General features: G+C 70.9%; 21 protein-coding genes. 10 read left to right on the forward strand and 11 right to left on the reverse strand.

What is annotated here, in order from left to right; genetic code table 11:
* From VFW79_RS06070 to VFW79_RS06100, 7 genes are all read right to left on the reverse strand, one after another.
* Positions 1-1,588 (reverse strand): right-handed parallel beta-helix repeat-containing protein (locus tag VFW79_RS06070; protein WP_329676422.1); only part of this gene is annotated, 1,588 nt, incomplete at its 3' end.
* A 55-nt stretch (positions 1,589-1,643) separates the two neighbouring features.
* Entirely contained in the window at positions 1,644-2,585 is a 942-nt protein-coding gene (locus VFW79_RS06075) for an aldo/keto reductase (protein ID WP_414647892.1), read from the reverse strand.
* A 137-nt stretch (positions 2,586-2,722) separates the two neighbouring features.
* On the reverse strand, positions 2,723-3,547 hold the full coding sequence (locus tag VFW79_RS06080) for an ABC transporter permease (protein ID WP_329676424.1): 825 nt from the start codon (positions 3,545-3,547) through the stop codon (positions 2,723-2,725).
* Complete coding sequence (locus tag VFW79_RS06085) at positions 3,544-4,320, reverse strand: ABC transporter ATP-binding protein (protein ID WP_329676425.1); 777 nt, start codon at positions 4,318-4,320, stop codon at positions 3,544-3,546. The genes VFW79_RS06080 and VFW79_RS06085 overlap by 4 nt, the downstream gene beginning before the upstream one ends.
* Positions 4,321-4,344: 24 nt before the next feature.
* The gene (locus VFW79_RS06090; protein WP_329676426.1) at positions 4,345-5,181 is read right to left on the reverse strand and encodes a DUF4097 family beta strand repeat-containing protein; all 837 of its coding nucleotides are present in this window, start codon (positions 5,179-5,181) and stop codon (positions 4,345-4,347) included.
* Between the two features lie 37 nt (positions 5,182-5,218).
* Positions 5,219-5,743 (reverse strand): histidine kinase, encoded by a 525-nt coding sequence (locus VFW79_RS06095; RefSeq protein ID WP_329676427.1) that lies wholly within the window; start codon positions 5,741-5,743, stop codon positions 5,219-5,221.
* 223 nt (positions 5,744-5,966) lie between these two features.
* On the reverse strand, positions 5,967-6,266 hold the full coding sequence (locus VFW79_RS06100) for a DUF2200 family protein (protein WP_329676428.1): 300 nt from the start codon (positions 6,264-6,266) through the stop codon (positions 5,967-5,969).
* A 114-nt stretch (positions 6,267-6,380) separates the two neighbouring features.
* Here VFW79_RS06100 and VFW79_RS06105 point away from each other — a divergent pair, with 114 nt between their 5' ends.
* Entirely contained in the window at positions 6,381-6,548 is a 168-nt protein-coding gene (locus tag VFW79_RS06105) for a hypothetical protein (protein WP_329676429.1), read from the forward strand.
* Positions 6,549-6,650: 102 nt separating this feature from the next.
* Positions 6,651-7,466 (forward strand): isocitrate lyase/phosphoenolpyruvate mutase family protein, encoded by an 816-nt coding sequence (locus tag VFW79_RS06110; RefSeq protein ID WP_329676430.1) that lies wholly within the window; start codon positions 6,651-6,653, stop codon positions 7,464-7,466.
* 28 nt (positions 7,467-7,494) lie between these two features.
* Here the strand turns inward: VFW79_RS06110 and VFW79_RS06115 are convergent, their stop codons facing one another.
* Entirely contained in the window at positions 7,495-7,953 is a 459-nt protein-coding gene (locus VFW79_RS06115) for a MarR family winged helix-turn-helix transcriptional regulator (RefSeq protein ID WP_329676431.1), read from the reverse strand.
* Positions 7,954-8,034: 81 nt separating this feature from the next.
* On the opposite strand from VFW79_RS06115, the gene VFW79_RS06120 reads away from it, so the two are divergent.
* From VFW79_RS06120 to VFW79_RS06135, 4 genes are all read left to right on the forward strand, one after another.
* Positions 8,035-8,478, forward strand: a complete 444-nt coding sequence (locus tag VFW79_RS06120; protein ID WP_329676432.1) for a hypothetical protein — start codon at positions 8,035-8,037, stop codon at positions 8,476-8,478.
* 148 nt (positions 8,479-8,626) lie between these two features.
* Positions 8,627-9,040: an SgcJ/EcaC family oxidoreductase gene (locus tag VFW79_RS06125; RefSeq protein WP_329676433.1), complete on the forward strand. Its 414-nt coding sequence runs from the start codon at positions 8,627-8,629 to the stop codon at positions 9,038-9,040.
* Positions 9,041-9,124: 84 nt separating this feature from the next.
* Positions 9,125-10,132 carry a sigma-70 family RNA polymerase sigma factor gene (locus tag VFW79_RS06130; RefSeq protein WP_329676434.1) on the forward strand — a complete coding sequence of 336 codons (1,008 nt, stop codon included), beginning with the start codon at positions 9,125-9,127 and terminating at the stop codon, positions 10,130-10,132.
* Positions 10,133-10,134: 2 nt separating this feature from the next.
* A complete protein-coding gene (locus tag VFW79_RS06135; RefSeq protein ID WP_329676455.1) occupies positions 10,135-10,536 on the forward strand; it encodes a tyrosine-type recombinase/integrase in 402 nt (133 codons plus the stop codon).
* A 316-nt stretch (positions 10,537-10,852) separates the two neighbouring features.
* Here VFW79_RS06135 and VFW79_RS06140 read toward each other — a convergent pair whose 3' ends face one another.
* Together VFW79_RS06140 and VFW79_RS06145 are read right to left on the reverse strand one after the other, a co-directional pair.
* Positions 10,853-11,248, reverse strand: a complete 396-nt coding sequence (locus VFW79_RS06140) for a hypothetical protein (RefSeq protein WP_329676435.1) — start codon at positions 11,246-11,248, stop codon at positions 10,853-10,855.
* On the reverse strand, positions 11,245-11,868 hold the full coding sequence (locus VFW79_RS06145; RefSeq protein WP_329676436.1) for a nucleotidyltransferase domain-containing protein: 624 nt from the start codon (positions 11,866-11,868) through the stop codon (positions 11,245-11,247). Before VFW79_RS06145 ends, VFW79_RS06140 begins: the two co-directional genes overlap by 4 nt.
* A 288-nt stretch (positions 11,869-12,156) precedes the next feature.
* Here VFW79_RS06145 and VFW79_RS06150 point away from each other — a divergent pair, with 288 nt between their 5' ends.
* The 3 genes from VFW79_RS06150 to VFW79_RS06160 are packed head-to-tail and all read left to right on the forward strand — an operon-like array spanning position 12,157 to position 14,868.
* A complete protein-coding gene (locus tag VFW79_RS06150; RefSeq protein WP_329676437.1) occupies positions 12,157-13,260 on the forward strand; it encodes a cupin domain-containing protein in 1,104 nt (367 codons plus the stop codon).
* Between the two features lie 7 nt (positions 13,261-13,267).
* Positions 13,268-14,122 carry a fumarylacetoacetate hydrolase family protein gene (locus VFW79_RS06155; protein ID WP_329676438.1) on the forward strand — a complete coding sequence of 285 codons (855 nt, stop codon included), beginning with the start codon at positions 13,268-13,270 and terminating at the stop codon, positions 14,120-14,122.
* Complete coding sequence (locus VFW79_RS06160) at positions 14,122-14,868, forward strand: maleylpyruvate isomerase family mycothiol-dependent enzyme (protein ID WP_329676439.1); 747 nt, start codon at positions 14,122-14,124, stop codon at positions 14,866-14,868. Before VFW79_RS06155 ends, VFW79_RS06160 begins: the two co-directional genes overlap by 1 nt.
* 13 nt (positions 14,869-14,881) lie before the next feature.
* Here VFW79_RS06160 and VFW79_RS06165 read toward each other — a convergent pair whose 3' ends face one another.
* The gene (locus VFW79_RS06165; protein WP_329676440.1) at positions 14,882-15,322 is read right to left on the reverse strand and encodes a MarR family transcriptional regulator; all 441 of its coding nucleotides are present in this window, start codon (positions 15,320-15,322) and stop codon (positions 14,882-14,884) included.
* Between the two features lie 147 nt (positions 15,323-15,469).
* On the opposite strand from VFW79_RS06165, the gene VFW79_RS06170 reads away from it, so the two are divergent.
* The gene (locus VFW79_RS06170) at positions 15,470-16,663 is read left to right on the forward strand and encodes a thiolase family protein (RefSeq protein WP_329676441.1); all 1,194 of its coding nucleotides are present in this window, start codon (positions 15,470-15,472) and stop codon (positions 16,661-16,663) included.

The following is a 16,663-nucleotide window of genomic DNA, read 5'->3' on the forward strand; positions in this document are numbered from 1 at the left end:
CGCGCGTCGGGTCGCCGACCTGCTGGATGTACTCGGCGAGTGATGCCGGGTGCCCGTCGTAGGCGGCGGTGCCATACCCGACGACCTGGCCGACGCGCCTGGTCGGACCGTACGCACGGCCCACGTCGCCCCCGAGGAACACGTTGCCGACGTAGCGGTCGTCACCGCCGAGGATCGCCGCGTACCCCGCGACGACCGTGCTGTGCGGGACGTGGTACGGGGTCGGGCGGTCGATGACCGGTTCGATGGACACCGTCCCGCAGAGGAGGTTGTTGACGAACGCGCCGCCCTGGCTGAACAGCTCGAGCGACGCCCGGGAGGCGAGGACGTTGTGCTCGACGAGGTACGGACCGTGGCTGACCTCGATGAACAGGTCCCGGTTGTTGGCGTAGAAGAGGTTGCGCGCGACCCGGGTGCCCTGCGCCTGCCAGTCGAGCCACATTCCCAGCGAGCAGTCGTGGATGCGGTTGTGCCGGATCACGACGTCGATCGCGGCATGCAGCTTGATGCCGGCGATCTCGTAGCCGTAGAACTCGCGCTTGATCGCGATGTTGTAGATGTGGTTGTCCTCGATCGTCGAGAACACGCACCCGAGGTGCCCCACGATCCCGTTCTGCCCGCAGTCGAAGATCGTGTTGCGCCGCACCACGTGGGAGCCGATGTGCTCGGCGTCCCAGCCGATCTCACGCGCGGAGAACACCGACTCGAGCTGGTACTGGTAGCCGGGCTTGTCGCGACGCTCCGTCGCGTAGTTGTGGCCCGTGGACGCCTCCTTGCCCAGCGAGATCGCCGAGCACTTCGCGTCGTGGATGACGTTGTCCTCGATGATCCAGCCCTTGGCCCAGTTCGGTCCGATGAGGCCGGGCTGGTCGGCGGTCGGCGGGGTCCACGGCGACGCGGCCTGCGCCAGCTCGAAGCCCCGGACGGTGATGTAGTCCAGGTGGTGCTCGAGCGGGGCGAACACCGAGCGGCGGACGTTGATCTCGACGAGCTCCGCATTCGGGTCCGCGCCCTGGAAGTTCGCCCAGATCGTCGTCTCGTGCTCACCGACCTCGGCGTACCAGACGTGCCGCGTCTGCTCGGGGTCGCGGATGACGTCGGCCACACCGGTCCAGTCGTCGAGCGCCTCGGTGCGCCGGGGCGGGTCCGACACATGCGCCAGGTCGTCCGCCTCGTAGAAGCTCGTCCCGTTGAGGTAGATGTCCCCGAGGTGCTTGCGCGGCGCGTCCGGCGACGGGTACACGATCCAGTCACCGTCGACCTCGAGCTCGAACGGGTTCCAGTCACCGAACAGCGCGTTCGGCACCGACACCGACCACACGGTCCCGGCGACCTGCTGCCACCCCGTGACCTGCTCCGAGCCCTTGATGACCACGTGCTCGCCCTCGGCAGCACGGTAGGTGATGCGGCGCTGGTCGGACAGGCCGCCTCGACGGGGCGTCACCCACTCGCGATACACGCCCTCGTGGACGACGACGGTGTCCCCGGGCATCGCTACCCGAGCGGCCTTGTTGATGGTGCGGAACGGATCGCCCTCGGAGCCGCGCGAGGTGTCGGAGCCGCTGGTCGCCACGTGGAGCTGGTTCATGGTGCGGAAGCCTTCTTGTCGGTCGCCGGGAGGTGGGGGTCGGGAAGGAGAGCGGTCACGGCAGCCAGTGCTCAGCCGGCGGGGTGAGCGCCGCGAGCTCGTCCCACAGCTCGACCGGGACGGAGAGCTGCGCGAGCGCGACCGTCTCGGCGATGCGCTCGGGGCTCGAGACCCCGACGACCGTCGACGTCACGCGCGGCTCGCGCAGGGAGAACTGCAGCGCCGCGGCCGCGAGCGGCACGCCATGCCTCTCGCACGCCGCCTGCATCGCCCGGACGCGCTCGAGCACCACGCCGTCGGCGTCCCGGTAGCCGTAGGTGGATCGCGCGCCCGGACCCTTGGAGAGGATGCCTCCGCCGTACGGCGCCGCGTTGACGAACGCGACGCCGCGTCCGACCGCGTCGTCGATGAGCGGCTCGGCGCTCCTGTCGACGAGCGTGTAGCGGTTGTGGTTGAGCACGACGTCGAACTCGTCGGTCGCGACGAGCTGACGCATCAGCGGGACGTCGCCGGCCGCCACCCCGATGTGCTCGACGACCCCCGAGTCACGCAGGGCGCGCAGCGCCGCGACCGCGCCGCCCGGAGCCATCGCCTCGTCGAAGCTCAGGTAGAACTCCGGGTCGTGGAGGTACATGAGCTGGATGCGGTCGAGCCCGAGGCGGGACAGGCTCTCCTCGGCGGACCGCTTGACCCGGTCCCCGGAGAAGTCCCGGGTCTCCTGGTCCGCGTCGACCTTGGTGGCCAGGACGACGCCTTCCGGGAGCCCGCCGTGCCGCTGCAGCACGTGCCCGATGCGGGTCTCGGCGCTGCCGCCACCGTAGTTGTTCGACGTGTCGATGAAGTTGACCGGGCTCGCGAGCGCGGCCTCGATCGTGGCTTCGGCGCGGGCGTCGTCGACGACGTACCCGTACAGCTCGGGCATGCTCGCGAGCGGGCTCGTGCCGAGACAGATCTCGCTGACCAGCAGGCCGGTGCGGCCGAGCGGCCGTCGTGCAATCTCATTCATCGGGTTCTCCTTCGTTGCAGACGGCCCGTCGGTATGGAACGACGCTACTTCCCGAAGCTGCAGGATTTCGACAGGTTCAGGATCGACAGATCGCGAGCGGCCGAGCCGGAGCAGCCGACGGCGCCCGGTCAGCCGCGCTCGCGGCGGTACAGCGAGCGGGACCAGGCGTAGCCGAGGGCCGCGATGACCAGGCACCAGACGAGCGCCTGGAGCGTCGTCGAGGCGTTGAGCGACGCGCCCGTGAGCAGGCCCCGCGTCGTCTCGATGATCGGGGTGAACGGCTGGTACTCCGCGAACCAGCGCACGCCCGTCGGCATCGTCTCGACCGGCACGAACCCGCTGCCGAGGAACGGCAGTGCCGTGAGGACCATCGGGGTGTTCGACGCCGTCTCGACGGACTTGGCGGCGAGCCCCATCGCGACGCAGAGCCAGCTCGTCGCGAAGCTGACCAGCGCGATCAGCCCGGCCAGGGCCAAGCCGCCCAGCGCCCCGGTGTGCGGCCGGTAGCCGAGCACCGCCGCCAGCCCGAGCACCACCGCGACGGCGATGAGCGCCTGGACCACGGTCCCCAGCACAGGCCCGCCGAGCACCGAGCCCGGGGAGATCGCCATGGTCTTGAAGCGCGGCATGATGCCGCTCGTCGCGTCCATCGCGGCAGTGATCGCCACGCTCTGCGCCGCGCCGACGACCGCGAACAGCAGGATGGCCGGGGTGATGTAGTCGAGGTACGCCGAGCGGCCGGCCGAGCCGGTGGCGACCCCGGGCGCCACGCCGGCGCCGAACGCCCCGCCGAACACGTAGACGAACAGCAGCAGCAGCGCGATGGGGATGCCGATGGTGAAGCTGGTCAACCCCGGGTAACGCACGGCGCGCAGCAGGTTGCGGCGCAGCATGGTCAGGGTGTCCGCCAGCGGGCGAGCGCCGGCGGTGGGGGCGATCGTGAGGGTGGTCATCGGGCCACCTCCTTCGGGGTCGGGTCGGACGCGAGCTCCGAGGTGGGCTCGGTGAGGCGCAGGAACACGTCGTCGAGCGAGCCGGCGTCGTGCGCGGACTTGAGCTCGGCGGGGGTGCCCTCGGCGACGATGTGGCCGCGGTCCAGCACGGCGACACGGTCGGCGAGCTGGTCGGCCTCCTCGAGGTACTGCGTGGTCAGCAGGATCGTGGTGCCGCCCGCCACGAGGGCACGCACCTCGTCCCACAGGGTGCGGCGGCTGCGCGGGTCGAGGCCCGCGGTGGGCTCGTCGAGGAACACCACGGCGGGGGCGCCGACGAGCGTCATCGCCAGGTCGAGCTTGCGGCGCATACCGCCTGACCAGGTGGACACCGGCTTGCGGGCGGCGTCGGTGAGGCCGAACCGCGTCAGCAGCGCGTCGACACGCTCTCGCCCCTCGAGGCGGCCCAGGTGGTGCAGGGCGGCCATGAGGCGCAGGTTCTCGACGCCCGTGAGCAGGTCGTCGACGGCGGACATCTGGCCGGTGACGCCGATCGCGGCGCGCACCGACTCGGGCTGCGTGACGACGTCGTGCCCGGCGACGCGCGCGGTTCCGCCGTCGAGCTTGAGCAGCGTGGACAGGATGCCCACGGTGGTGGTCTTGCCGGCGCCGTTGGGCCCGAGCAGCGCGGTGACGGTTCCGGCCCGGACGGCAAGGTCGACGCCGTCGAGCACGGTCTGGTCCCCGTAGGACTTGCGCAGGCCGCGCACGTCGACGGCGAGGTCGCTGGTCATGGTGATCCTCCTCTGGTGGTTCCCTCAGGGACGGCGGACGATGACGTCGCCGTAGCCGGTGCTGGCATGGATCTCGGCGGTGGCCTCCTCGTCGACCGGGCCCTCGACGGGGCGCAGCTGGTTGCGGACGGTGCCGTGCTCCGAGGCGACGTCGAGCCAGGCGGCGGTGCCCTCGGGCACGCCGACCTCGATCGAGCCGTAGGACGTCGTGAGCGTGACCGTCCCGGACTCGACCCGGTCGACGCGGATCCCGCCCGAGGCGGCCTTGGCGGTGAGGGTTCCTCGCACGTGGCCGACGGCGACGTCGGCGTGCGCCCCGGCCACGTGCAGGGACCCCGTGACGGATCCGACGGTGGTGGTCCCGTTGCTCGCGCGGACGGTCGCGTCGCCGGCGATCTCGGTGATGCGCACCGAGCCGGCGCTGGCCTTCACCGACGTGGCGCCGGTCGTCCGACCGACCGTGACGGACCCGGCCGAGGCCTTGAGGTCGAGCCGCGCGGCCTCGTCGATCCGGGCGTTCCCCGCGTTGACGGTCATGGCGACGGTGCCGAGCGGGCCCTCGGCGTACAGAGTGCCGGCGGTGCCGCTGAGGTCGGAGCCGGCGGGCAGCTCGATGGTGACGGCGGGCGTGCCTGCGTTGAACGGGAGGAACTGCTTCCAGCGCGGGCCGGTGATGGTGACGGCGCCAGCGACCAGCTCGACACGCACCTCCTCGGCGGCGCGCACGTCGCGGGGCTTGGTCGGGTCGACGGGCAGGACGGTGACGACGACGTCGTCCCGCTCGCCGGCGACGACGTGCAGGCTGCCGACGGTCAGGTCCACGACGACCGGGACGGGCATAGGGGCGGGGAAGGTGGGCATCAGGGGCTCCAGGGTGACGGTGAGAGGACGGGAGCGGTCAGCGCACCCAGCCGGTGAGGCGGGTCGCGCCACCCGGCTCGGGGCGGGCCTGCTGGGCGGGCCGGACCGTGGGCTGCTCGAGCGCGGCGGCGACCACGCGCACGAGCCACGCGTTGACCGAGATGCCGTCGCGGGCGGCGGAGACCTCCACCTGCGACTTGAGGTGGTCGGGCAGGCGCAGGGTGGTCCGGGTCGTCCCGCCCCCGTCGACGTCGACATCCGTCGGCAGCCCGACGGGGGCCGGCGCGGCCGACGTGGCCGCAGCCGGCTCCACCACGGCGGCGGGTGCGGCGACGACGAACTCAGGCTCGCCGCCGCGCAGGCGCACGTCGACCGAGCCGGGTGCGAGCTCGGCGGAGATCTCGCCCGCCGCGGCGGAGAGCGCGTCGAGCAGGATGAGGCGCACGGCGGCGTCGAGCGGCGCGGTCAGACGCTCGGCGAGCTGCCGGGCGTCGTCGCCCGCGGCGTCGGCCGCGATGGCCAGGCGGTGCTGGAGGTCGTCGACGTAACGCGAGAGGTCCATGACGTCATGGTGACACCATTGGTGGCGTCATGGCAACACCATTCGTGGTGTCATCTCGTTGTGGCTGGTGAGGCCTCACACCGCGAAGAACTCGCGAGGCGCTGGTGCGACGAGCTCGGGGTGACCCCAGTCCTCGAGCCGGTCAGCGTTCTCGCGGACGACCGCGATGTCGGGGCCCGGCTGCACGAGCGGGACTGACCCCAGCGGAGGCGGCGAGCGTCGATCACGTCGCCGGCTGGACGTCGGCTTCGGCCCCTCCCCGCAGGATCGCAGTCATCTTCCTGCCCCTGGCCAGCTCGTCGACCAGCTTGTCCATGTAGCGGATCTGCTGCATCAGTGGGTCCTCGATCTCCTCGACCCGGTACCCGCGGATCAGACCAGTGATGAGGGCGCCGCCCGTCGCTACTATCGGCCGATGCCGCACGAGGACTGGATCGAGCACCGCCGAGCGGGCGACCATGAGCGGCTCGGGTGGATCCGACCCGACGGCGAGGCCTTCGTCGCCCTCGACGCTCTCGGACATGAGGTGACCGGCGCCGTCGACTGACTGGACGCCGAGGAGGCCCTCGATGAGCGCGGCCTGCACTGGCTCGCCGACCTGTGGCAGCTCGACCTGGCGGACGGCACTCGCGAGCGCGTGCGCATCGTGGAGGTGACTCCCCAGCGGGTCGTCGTGAAGGTCGACGACTTCGGCGCCGTGGACGCAGCGACCCGCAGCTACGTCCTCCCGTTCCCGGCACCGGACGTCCTGCGACCGTTCGAGGGCGACGCCTCGATCCTCCACGACGGGCTGCGGGACGACTGACGGGGCGGACGCCCCACGCCTGTGCGGGCGATCTGCTCAGCGTCGCCCGACCTGCTCCCTGACCAGGCCGCCGGGACGGCACGACATCGATATGGTCGGATCATGACCACCGGAGCTTCTCCTCAGAAGGCAGCCGCGCTCCTTGCCCTGCACGCGGGTCCCGGCTTCGTGCTCCCCAACGCCTGGGACGCCGGGTCCGCCCGGATCCTCGAGCAGGTCGGCTTCCCGGCCATCGCCACGACCAGCGCGGGCATCGCGTGGTCCTGCGGGGTGCCCGACGGCGAAGCCTTGGACCGCGACACGATGCTCGAGCACCTCGGTCGCATCGTGGCCGCGGTCGGCGTGCCCGTGACCGCGGACCTCGAAGCCGGGTACGGCGACACCGCGGACGACGTCGGCCGCACTGTCGCCCAGGCCGTCGAGCTCGGCGCGGTGGGCTGCAACCTGGAGGACGCCGTGGAGGGCGGGCTGTTCGGCATCGAGGAGGCCGTCGACCGCCTCGCGGCCGCCCGCGCTGCCGCGCCCAGCGGCACCTTCGTGCTGAACGCCCGCACAGACACCTACCTCGCCCGCACGACCGGCGACGCGTTCGCCGAGACGGTCGAGCGGGCGGTCCGATACGTCGACGCGGGTGCCGACTGCATCTTCGTGCCCGGCGTCGTCGAGGAGGACACGATCCGGCGGCTCGCCGCAGCCATCCCGGCCCCGCTCAACGTGGTGGCGGGGCTGGCGAACGTCATCGACGCGCCCACGCTCTTCTCGCTCGGCGTCAAGCGGGTCAGCCTGGGCGGCGGCCTGGCCCGAGCCTCGCTCAGCATGCTGGAACGCGCCGGCAGGGAGCTGCTCGACGCCGGAACCCTCGGGTTCCTCGACGGTGCGCTCCCGTACGCCGACCTGCAGCGACGCTTCGGCTCGTGATCGACGAGCCACGGCTCCTCGATCGCGCTCAGGTGGCGCGGCGTGCGGCGTCGTCGGCGGATGGCTGAAGCCGCGTCAAGAGGTCGAGAAAGGTGCGGCGCTCCTCGGGGGTGAGCTGGTGGAGGACCTCGTCCTGAACCGCCCCGACGACCTCGTCGAGGTCGGCCAGGAAGCGCGTGCCCGCGTCGGTGATCTGGACGCGCTTGCGGCGCCCGTCGTCCGGGTCCGGGTCTCGGTGCGCCAGACCGCGTTGCTCGAGCTCCGCGAGGCCGACGGCGACGTCGCTGCGATCGAGCGCCGTGCGGTGTCCCAGCACGACCTGGTTGGTGGGTCCCTGGTCCTGGAGGGCAGCGAGCAGTCGGTAGTGGTGCCCGCGTGCGTCGGAGTCCGCGAGAGCCTCGGCGAGCAGGCGGTGCGCCCGGGCCGCGGCCTGGCTCAGCATCCACGTGGGCAGCCGACGGAGGCGCTCGGGCAGGTCCTCGGTCATGCGTGCAGGATACCGCCTTGGTTGGCCACACCAACGTTTCTTGATACGGTTGGCGCGGCCAACGACCACGAGGAGGACCACATGCCCGCTCCCACATCCCCACGATCGCTACCTGCGGTCATCGGCCCGACCGAGAACGCCCTGAGGGCGCTGCTCCTGCGACTGCTCGCGGCCACTCCCCTGGACAGCTACGAGCAGTGGGCGGCGCTCAATCTCGTCGATCGCACCCCAGGCGCCGACCAGGCCCTGATCGGCGCCATCGGCGCCGGGCTCGTCATCGACGACGCCGACGCACGTGCCGTCCTTCACTCCCTCGCCGGCACAGGACTGCTGCACCGGGTCGACGACACCTGGCAGGTCTCCCCGACGGGCGCCGGGCTGCTCTCGCGCGAACGTCGACGCGTGGCCGAGGCGACAGGTCGTCTCGTCGACGGGATCCCCGACACCGACCTCGTCACCGCCGTGAGCGTGCTCGACCAGGTGCGGGCGCGAGCCCACGACGAGCGCGCTCACCTGCAGCAGTAGGCGTTCGGCGACGCGGAGCTCGAGGACGATGAGTCCACGCCTGGACGCTCTCTGCCTGCACGCTGCGGTGATTCTCGCGGTGCTCGTCGGTATGTACTGCCGAGGATCGTTCGACCCTCACCACCAGGACCCTCACGAGGAGATTCCGATGTCACACGATCGTGCCGAGGACGAGATCGCTGTCAACGCGATGCTGGGCGAGATGTACCAGGCGTGGGCCGCCAACGATGCCGACGGGTTCGTCAGGTACTACACCGACGACGCCACGGCGATCCTGCCCGGCTCGCTGCGCGGCAGCCGCAAGGCGATCCGCGACTCGATGGCCGCCGGGTTCGACGGTCCGCTCAAGGCGAGCTCGACGCTCGACACGCGGCTGAGCCTGCGGTTCGTCGGCGAGGACGTTGCGATCGCCGTCAGCGAAGGCGGGATCTTGTTCGCGGGCGAGGACGCGGTGCCGGAGGCGCGCAAGATTCACGCCACCTGGGTGTTCGAGAAGCGAGATGGCCGGTGGATGGTCGCCGCGTATCACAACAGTCCTGTCCACGCGCCGGTCCCCGCCTGATCGGGTGTCATGAGCAGCCGACCGGCGACCTCCGGCCAGGAGGTCGCCGGTCGATGATGGTGTTCGGCGATATGACGGTGGAACATGGGCTCCCTGGTCGTCGCGCAGGAGGAGGAACGTTCGGTGACGGCGATTCGCGACGAGCCGGGATTCGGCACGCTGATCGAGCCGTACCGAACCGAGCTGCTCGCTCACTGCTATCGGATGCTCGGCTCGGTGCACGACGCCGAGGACGTGGTCCAGGAGGCCTATCTGCGAGCCTGGCGGGCGCGGGAGCAGTACGACCCAGCGCGCAGCTCGGTGCGCACCTGGATGTTCCGCATCACCACGAACGCCTGCCTCACCGCCCTGACCAGCAGGAGCCGCCGGCCGTTGCCGTCCGGGTTCGTGGCTGAGTCCGATCCTCTCCAGCCACTCGTGCCCGGGAGGGAGATCGACTGGCTCCAGCCTCTGCCCGACGCCCTGCTCGACGCGGGCGATCCCGCTCGGTCAGCCGTCGATCGAGACAGCCTGCGCCTGGCGTTCGTGGCAGCCCTGCAGCACTTGTCAGCCCGCCAGCGCGCCGTGCTGATCCTGCGCGACGTTCTCGAGTTCTCCGCCGCCGAGGCAGCTGAGATCCTCGGCGCGACCGTGATCTCGGTGAACAGCTCGCTACGCCGGGCCCGAGCGAGCATCGAGGCCGCCGGCGCCCATCCCGACAGCGTGAATGAGCCCTCCGAAGCCGAGCAGCGAGTCTGGATCGAGCGCTACATGCGCGCCTTCATCGCGGCCGACATCGAGGCGCTCAAGCAGCTGCTGGCCGAGGACGTCCTCATGGAGATGCCGCCGATGCTGAACTGGTTCGTCGGCCGGGACAACTACGGGGTCTTCATGGAATGGGTCTTCGATGCCGCCGGAACGGACTGGCGGCTCGCATCGATCAGCGCCAACGGGCAGCCCGGTTTCGCGGCGTACCGGCGAACCGGTGAGACCTACGCGCTCCACACCATCCAGCTGTTCACCGTGGGGCCGGACGGCATCACCCGCAACTCGGTCTTCCAGGACGACAGCGTGTTCAGCTGCTTCGGACTGCGGTACGAGGTTGAGCCTTGACCGTGCGTTTCGCCGAGATCGAGGGCTACGTCCGTCACCGTGTCGCGACGGGCAGCTCGGGCGACTTCCTGTTCCCGAGCCCGACGGGCGGGGTCTGGACCAACACCAACTTCCGCGCCCGGTCACGCTGGACGCAGACCACCCAGTCCGCCGGCTTGGCGGGGACGACGATCTACGACCTGCGGCACACTGCGGCGTCGCTCCTCATCGCGGCGGGCGCGGACGTCAAGGCGGTGCAGGTCATCCTCGGTCACGCGACAGCCACGATGACGATGGACCTGTACGGACATCTGTTCTCGGAGGCGCCGTGGCTCGCGATGGAGCGAATGCCGACCATCCCGATGACGGCCAACCGACCGGCGATCGGCCCGGCACCAGACGACCCACCCGCGATGGGCGTTTGAGAGCAACCCGTCATTGCTCTCCGTCATCCCGCCGTCCCGTCATCGCTCAACCCGGCCGTCATCGGCGTCGTCGACTCGCCGGGTCCTGATGCGACCGTGCTCGTTCGCGAAGCGACGGAATAGAAGCGTCCGTGGTGCCCCGCTGACCTCGTCACCGGATCGCAGACAGCAGCTCCGCCTTGAAGTCGAGGCCTGGGCCGCACGCCGTCGCATGCCGGCGTCTGGCGCGCGCCGGCGCAGGCGCCGTCCGCATCGGGCGTGCAGTCCTCCGTCTCGGCTGGGTGGCCCTCGGATTCCCTGCGCTGGTCCGAGTGGTTCAGCGAGCCGCGCGCGCAGCTTCCAGAAGGGCCGCCATCGCTCGCCCAGCGCGGCGCGCACGGTCGGCACTGACCGGCGAATGGCTGTATCCAGCCAGGGTCTTCATGGTCAGCAGCGCACGCAGGTGTCCCGCCAGGTTCTTGTCGACCGCAGAGAGCAGCGCGACCGCCTCGTCGTGATTCTCGCCACGGGAGTACTCACCCAGGCGGGCACCGCAGACCACATCAGCGGCGGCGATGCCTGCATGGACGCACAGCGTGACGTAGGCGTCGGCGACGTCCGCGGCATCGTCGGCAAGCATGTCGACGGCAACCGCCGCGTCGGCGAACTGCTCGGCCTTCACCAGCCGTCCTCGGCGCATCGCCTCGTCAGCCTTGACGGTGCGCGGGGTCATCGCCGCGCCCCTGCGACCGCGCGGCGCAGCCAGACCGATTCCCCGCTGATCGTCAGTGCATCCTCGAGCAACGACTGCAGGATCGGGTCTCGCGTGACCGCACTCGCGCGCACCTCCGCCTCGGTCATGGACAACACCCTCGCGTCGTTCCCGGTCCACCGGGACACGTCCCGCGACAGCTGGTCAACCAGGGCCTCCCACCGATCGGCATCGACGGCCGGGTCCACCAGGAACAGGTCGATGTCGGAGTCGGGGAGCATCTGACCTCGCGCGGCTGAGCCGAACAGGGCCGCCCAGACAGGCGGCGTCGGCCATGCCTGAACCTGAGACCGAACCCGGTCCATCAGGGCCCCGCGCAGGTTTGCCAGAGCGATGATGTGCTCGGCTGCCAGGTGCTCTCGGTTGAGCCGGTAGCTCACCACGGTGCTGACTTGCTGAGCGGTCACGGTGCCCTGTGCGGTCAGGCGCGTGAGCACCTTGCGGATCCCCTCGGAGGAGCGGCCGCCGAGCAGCTTCTGGACTCCCCCGACGGTATGCGGGGCGTCGGCGGCCGCGAGCACGGCGAGGACGTCCCCGTCGAGGGTTGGCGTGATCACTGCGAGCGGATGCTGGGTCTGCATCGCACCTCCTCGGGTTCCACCATAGTAGGCGTACGCCAACAATAGTAGAGACACCGGCACGTCCGGCCGTACAGGTCATCCTTGGTCACGCGTCAGCGACAATGACGATGGACCTCTCGGCCAGTGGCAGCCCGCTGACGATTCACTGACCACGCCGCAGCCCGGCCCGTCAGCCGCCGATCTCTCTGGGCCGCCGAGGTCACGGGCCCTACCCTCTAGCAACATTCAGGTTTCCTGATAATCTGGTGCACCTTGGAGTGCGACGGCGCGCGCCGGAGGGAGCAAGAGATGCAGCAGATGGACGGGACGGCGGACAGTCCCGAGCTGGAACGGCTGTACGCAGACTTCGGGGCTGCCGATACGGCACCGCTGTGGACGCAACGCGATGACCTGATGCCGTTCACCCCCGAGCCACGAGCCGTGCCCTTCGTCTGGCGATGGAAGGCGCTGCTCGACCTCGCCGAGCGCAGCGGCGAGCTGGTGCCCGTCGGGCGCGGCGGGGAACGCCGGGCGATCGGCCTCGCCAACCCCGGTCTGCCCGGGACCGCCTACGCCACACCGACGCTGTGGTGCGCGATCCAGTACCTCGGTGGGTACGAGACGGCGCCGGAGCACAGGCACAGTCAGAACGCGTTCCGCTTCGTCGTCGAGGGCGAGGGGGTGTGGACCGTGGTCAACGGCGATCCGGTGGCCATGCGACGCGGCGACCTGCTGCTCACGCCAGGCTGGAACTTCCACGGCCACCACAACGACACCGCCGAGCCGATGGCGTGGATCGACGGGCTGGACGTGCCGTTCGCCCAGATGACCGATGTCGGCTTCTTCGAGTTCGGCTCCGAGCGCGTGACCGACGAGGCGTCCCCTGACGTGTCCCGCAGCGAACGGCTGTGGGCGCATCCCGGGCTTCGTCCGCTCTCGTCGCTCGGTGCGGCCACGAGCTCGCCGCTGGCCGCTTACCGGTGGGAGCACACCGACCGCGCGCTGCGCGAACAGCTCGCGCTCGAGGACGAGGGCCACCCGGCGACCGTCGAGCAGGGCCATGCCGCGATCCGTTACACGAACCTGACCACCGGCGGCGACGTCATGCCGACGATCAGGTGCGAGTTCCACCGTCTGCGCGCCGGCACGCTCACGCCGACCCGGCACGAGGTCGGCTCCTCGGTCTGGCAGGTCTTCGAGGGCCAGGGAACGGTCGTGCTCGGTGGGACGGAACATCACGTCGAGAAGGGCGACGTGTTCGCGGTCCCGAGCTGGGTGCCCTGGTCGCTGCACGCCGACGAAGAGCTCGACCTGTTCAGGTTCTCCGACGCACCGATCATCGAGCGCCTCGGGTTCGACAGGACCTACATCCCCGGGGTGTACGACTCCGGCGCGTCCGGGGTCGCACGGTGAGCGCCCAGTGAGGCTGGGTACCCTGCGCGTCGCCGCGGGAACGACCGCCGTGCGGATCGACGACGACGTCGCGGTCGAGATCGCGGGCGCGGTGGACGTCGGCGCACTGCTGGCCGATCCGGGCTGGCGCGCCCGTGCCACCCACGCCGCGGGTGACGCGCACCCGATGGAGGCCATCGCGCCGACCGACTGGGCGCCGACGGTTCTCGCGCCGGCGAAGATCGTGTGCGTCGGCCTCAACTACGCTTCGCACATTCGCGAGATGGGTCGGCAGCTTCCGGAGCACCCGACACTGTTCGCCAAGTACCCCGAGGCGCTCATCGGGCCCTACGACGACCTCGTGCTGCCGCCCGAGGCGCCGGACGCCGTGGACTGGGAGGGCGAGCTCGCCGTCGTGGTGGGCAGCACGGCCCGCCGGGTGGCGGGCGAGGCGGCTCGCGCGGCGATCGCCGGGTACTGCGTCATCAACGACGTGACGATGCGCGACCTGCAGTACCGCACACCGCAGTGGTTGCAGGGCAAGACCGTCGAGGCGACGACCCCGCTCGGGCCGTGGTTGACGACCGACCTCGACCTGACCGGCGAGCTCACCACCGCCGTCGACGGCGAGGTGGTCCAGCGCGCCCGGCTGGACGACCTGGTCTTCGGGCCGGCGGCGCTGGTCGCGTACATCTCGTCGATCCTGACGTTGCGGCCCGGAGACGTCATCGCGACGGGCACGCCCGGCGGCGTCGGCCACGCGAGGAAGCCGCCTCGGTACCTGCGCCCCGGCTCGACGCTCACCACGTCGATCGAGGGCATCGGCGCGATCAGCAGTCGCGTGGTGGCCCCGGGCGCGGTCGCGGAAGTGGCGGAAGCCTGATGGTCGCGCGCGCGGACAAGGTCACCGACCCGGGCATCGTTGCGGGGTTGCTGCTCGCCCGGCGCGGGCAGGCGTACTTCTCTCGCAAGGTCACCGAGCTGCGCGACGACCAGCTCGCGGAGCCCTCGCTGCTCCCGGGCTGGACCCGCGCGCACGTCGTCGCGCACGTCGGGCTCAACGCCCGCGCGCTGACCCGTCTGACCCAGTGGGCGGCAACAGGCGTCGAGACGCCGATGTACGCCAGCGCCGAGGAGCGCGACCGTGAGATCGAGCTCGCCGCCACGCTGCCGGTGCGCGCGATCCGCACGCTGTCGGATCATGCGGCCGTCCACCTGACGGTCGAGTGGCGGGACCTGAAGGCAGAGGCCTGGCGACATGAGGTGCGCACCGCCCAGGGACGGCTCGTGCCGGTGTCCGAGACGGTGTGGATGCGCACCCGCGAGGTGTGGCTGCACGCGGTCGACCTGGACAACGGTGGGCGCCTCGACGACTTTCCCCCCGAGCTCGTCGACGCCCTGCTCCTCGACCTCGTGACGGTCTGGCGCAGGCGTGGAGCCGGCCTCGACCTCGCGCTGACCCCGACGGACAGAGACTGGACGATCGCGGTGTCCGACGACGCACGAACGGTGGCCACCGGGACCGCTGTTCAGCTCGTGGCATGGGGCGCGGGTCGAGTCAGAGCGGGCTCGTCCGGTGGCGTGCGGGTCGGCCACCGTCCCGCACCGCCCGCGCCGCCGTGGCTCTGACGGCGCCAGCGCGTCAGTGCGCCGCACCGCCGCCGAGTGCGATCCGACAAGCCCGCAGGGAGGTGCCGAGCTGCCGGGCGCCCGCCTCGGTCAGACCGGAGACCATCGCCTTCTCGAGGTCGCGGACGGGCTCGCGCAGGCTGTTCAGCACGGCCTGACCCTCGTCCGTGAGGAAGATCAGGATCTGGCGCCGCGAGCGTGCGTCCGGCTCACGGCGCACGAAACCGCGCTGCAAGAGGTACGTGATCATCTGCGCCATCGTCTGCGGCCGGACGAACGAGTTGCGCGCGAGCTCCGACGACGTCATGCCCGGGTGCCTCTCGAGCACTGTCAGGGCCGTGTACTGCAATGCCGTCAGACCATGGCCGTCGGCCACGTCGTCGAGGCGTGAGCGGACGGCGAGCTCGACCTGCTTGATGAGATACAGGAGCGTCGCGTCGTCATGTGCTCGCATGGATGTCCTTCGGTCGCCGTGAGGACCATTATGGACGTCCCCGGGCGCGACCCGCTGACGTGGGGGTGCGATTCACCCTGTTGTGATCTTCAGGAAACCTGATAGTTTGACCGGGTCATCACGTCACTGTCGACGCCGGAGGACCGGATGCGTTTCGAGAAGGCCTACATCCCGCTCGGCCTCGCCTGGTCGACCCCGTTCGCCAAGTGGCAGGGCCCCCTCGCCGAGATGAACAGTCTCGACGTCGCCGAGGACGTCACCCGGCGCGCCCTGTCCGATCGCGGCGTCGACCCCGCCGACCTCACCGAGTGGACGCTCGGGATGACCGTCCCGCAGCCGACGGCGTTCTTCGGCGTCACGCTGCTCGCCCGCAAGCTGGGCGCGGGGGCAGCGGCCGGCCCGTGGATCGCCCGGGCGTGCGCGACCTCCGCGGCCGTCGTCGAGCACCTGGCCGGCCAGGTCGAGCTCGGCGCCCACCGGGCGACGATCGGCGTGCTGACCGACCGGACGAGCAACGGCCCGCTGATGATCTACGCCAGCCAGCGCTCGCCGGGCGCCGCGCCCGTCGCCGAGCACTGGGTCAACGACCCGATGAAGCTCGACCCGACCACAGGTCAGTCGATGAACGACACCGCGGAGAACACCGCGGAGGACGGCGGCTTCACACGCAGCGCGCTCGACGACCTCACCCTGCTGCGCTACGAGCAGTACCGGGCGTCCCTCGCCGACGACAGGGCCTTTCAGCGCAGCTACCAGGTCCCCGTGAGCGTGCCGGGGCCGCGGTCGAACGGTCCGACCCTCATCGACGAGGACTGGGGCGTGTTCCCGACCACGGCCGAGGGCCTGGCGAAGCTCACGCCGGTCCGCCCGGGCGGTGTCGTGACCTACGGCACGCAGACCCACCCTGCCGACGGAGCCGCAGGGATCGTCGTGACCGACCGCGACCGCGCGGCAGCGCTCGGTCGTGACGGCGCGGTCGTCCAGATCCTTGCGACGGGCTTCGCCCGGGCCGACCCAGCATTCATGCCCAAGGCGCCGGTGCCTGCGGCGCAGCGCGCGCTCGACGACGCGGGCCTGACGATCGACGACATCGACCTGATGACGACGCACAACCCGTTCGCCGTCAACGACCTGTGGTTCTCCCGCGAGACCGGCTTCCCCGTCGAGCGGATGAACCCGTTCGGCAGCTCGCTGATCTATGGTCATCCGCAGGGCCCGACCGGCGCGCGGGCCATCGCCGAGCTCATCGAGGCGCTCGTGCGCCGCGGCGGCGGGACGGGACTGTTCACCGGATGCGCAGCCGGGGACAGCGCGGGCGCCGTCGTCGTGCGAGTGGGGTGA

It is taken from the genome of Cellulomonas sp., assembly GCF_036279715.1.
Classification (GTDB): domain Bacteria; phylum Actinomycetota; class Actinomycetes; order Actinomycetales; family Cellulomonadaceae; genus Cellulomonas_A.

Coding starts and splice junctions, on each gene's coding strand:
- VFW79_RS06080 (WP_329676424.1), bottom strand. CDS start 3,547: ATGACCACCCTCACGATCGCCCCCACCGCCGGCGCTCGCCCGCTGGCG.
- VFW79_RS06085 (WP_329676425.1), bottom strand. CDS start 4,320: ATGACCAGCGACCTCGCCGTCGACGTGCGCGGCCTGCGCAAGTCCTAC.
- VFW79_RS06090 (WP_329676426.1), bottom strand. CDS start 5,181: ATGCCCACCTTCCCCGCCCCTATGCCCGTCCCGGTCGTCGTGGACCTG.
- VFW79_RS06095 (WP_329676427.1), bottom strand. CDS start 5,743: ATGGACCTCTCGCGTTACGTCGACGACCTCCAGCACCGCCTGGCCATC.
- VFW79_RS06100 (WP_329676428.1), bottom strand. CDS start 6,266: ATGTCCGAGAGCGTCGAGGGCGACGAAGGCCTCGCCGTCGGGTCGGAT.
- VFW79_RS06110 (WP_329676430.1), top strand. CDS start 6,651: ATGACCACCGGAGCTTCTCCTCAGAAGGCAGCCGCGCTCCTTGCCCTG.
- VFW79_RS06115 (WP_329676431.1), bottom strand. CDS start 7,953: ATGACCGAGGACCTGCCCGAGCGCCTCCGTCGGCTGCCCACGTGGATG.
- VFW79_RS06120 (WP_329676432.1), top strand. CDS start 8,035: ATGCCCGCTCCCACATCCCCACGATCGCTACCTGCGGTCATCGGCCCG.
- VFW79_RS06125 (WP_329676433.1), top strand. CDS start 8,627: ATGTCACACGATCGTGCCGAGGACGAGATCGCTGTCAACGCGATGCTG.
- VFW79_RS06130 (WP_329676434.1), top strand. CDS start 9,125: ATGGGCTCCCTGGTCGTCGCGCAGGAGGAGGAACGTTCGGTGACGGCG.
- VFW79_RS06140 (WP_329676435.1), bottom strand. CDS start 11,248: ATGACCCCGCGCACCGTCAAGGCTGACGAGGCGATGCGCCGAGGACGG.
- VFW79_RS06145 (WP_329676436.1), bottom strand. CDS start 11,868: ATGCAGACCCAGCATCCGCTCGCAGTGATCACGCCAACCCTCGACGGG.
- VFW79_RS06150 (WP_329676437.1), top strand. CDS start 12,157: ATGCAGCAGATGGACGGGACGGCGGACAGTCCCGAGCTGGAACGGCTG.
- VFW79_RS06160 (WP_329676439.1), top strand. CDS start 14,122: ATGGTCGCGCGCGCGGACAAGGTCACCGACCCGGGCATCGTTGCGGGG.
- VFW79_RS06165 (WP_329676440.1), bottom strand. CDS start 15,322: ATGCGAGCACATGACGACGCGACGCTCCTGTATCTCATCAAGCAGGTC.
- VFW79_RS06170 (WP_329676441.1), top strand. CDS start 15,470: ATGCGTTTCGAGAAGGCCTACATCCCGCTCGGCCTCGCCTGGTCGACC.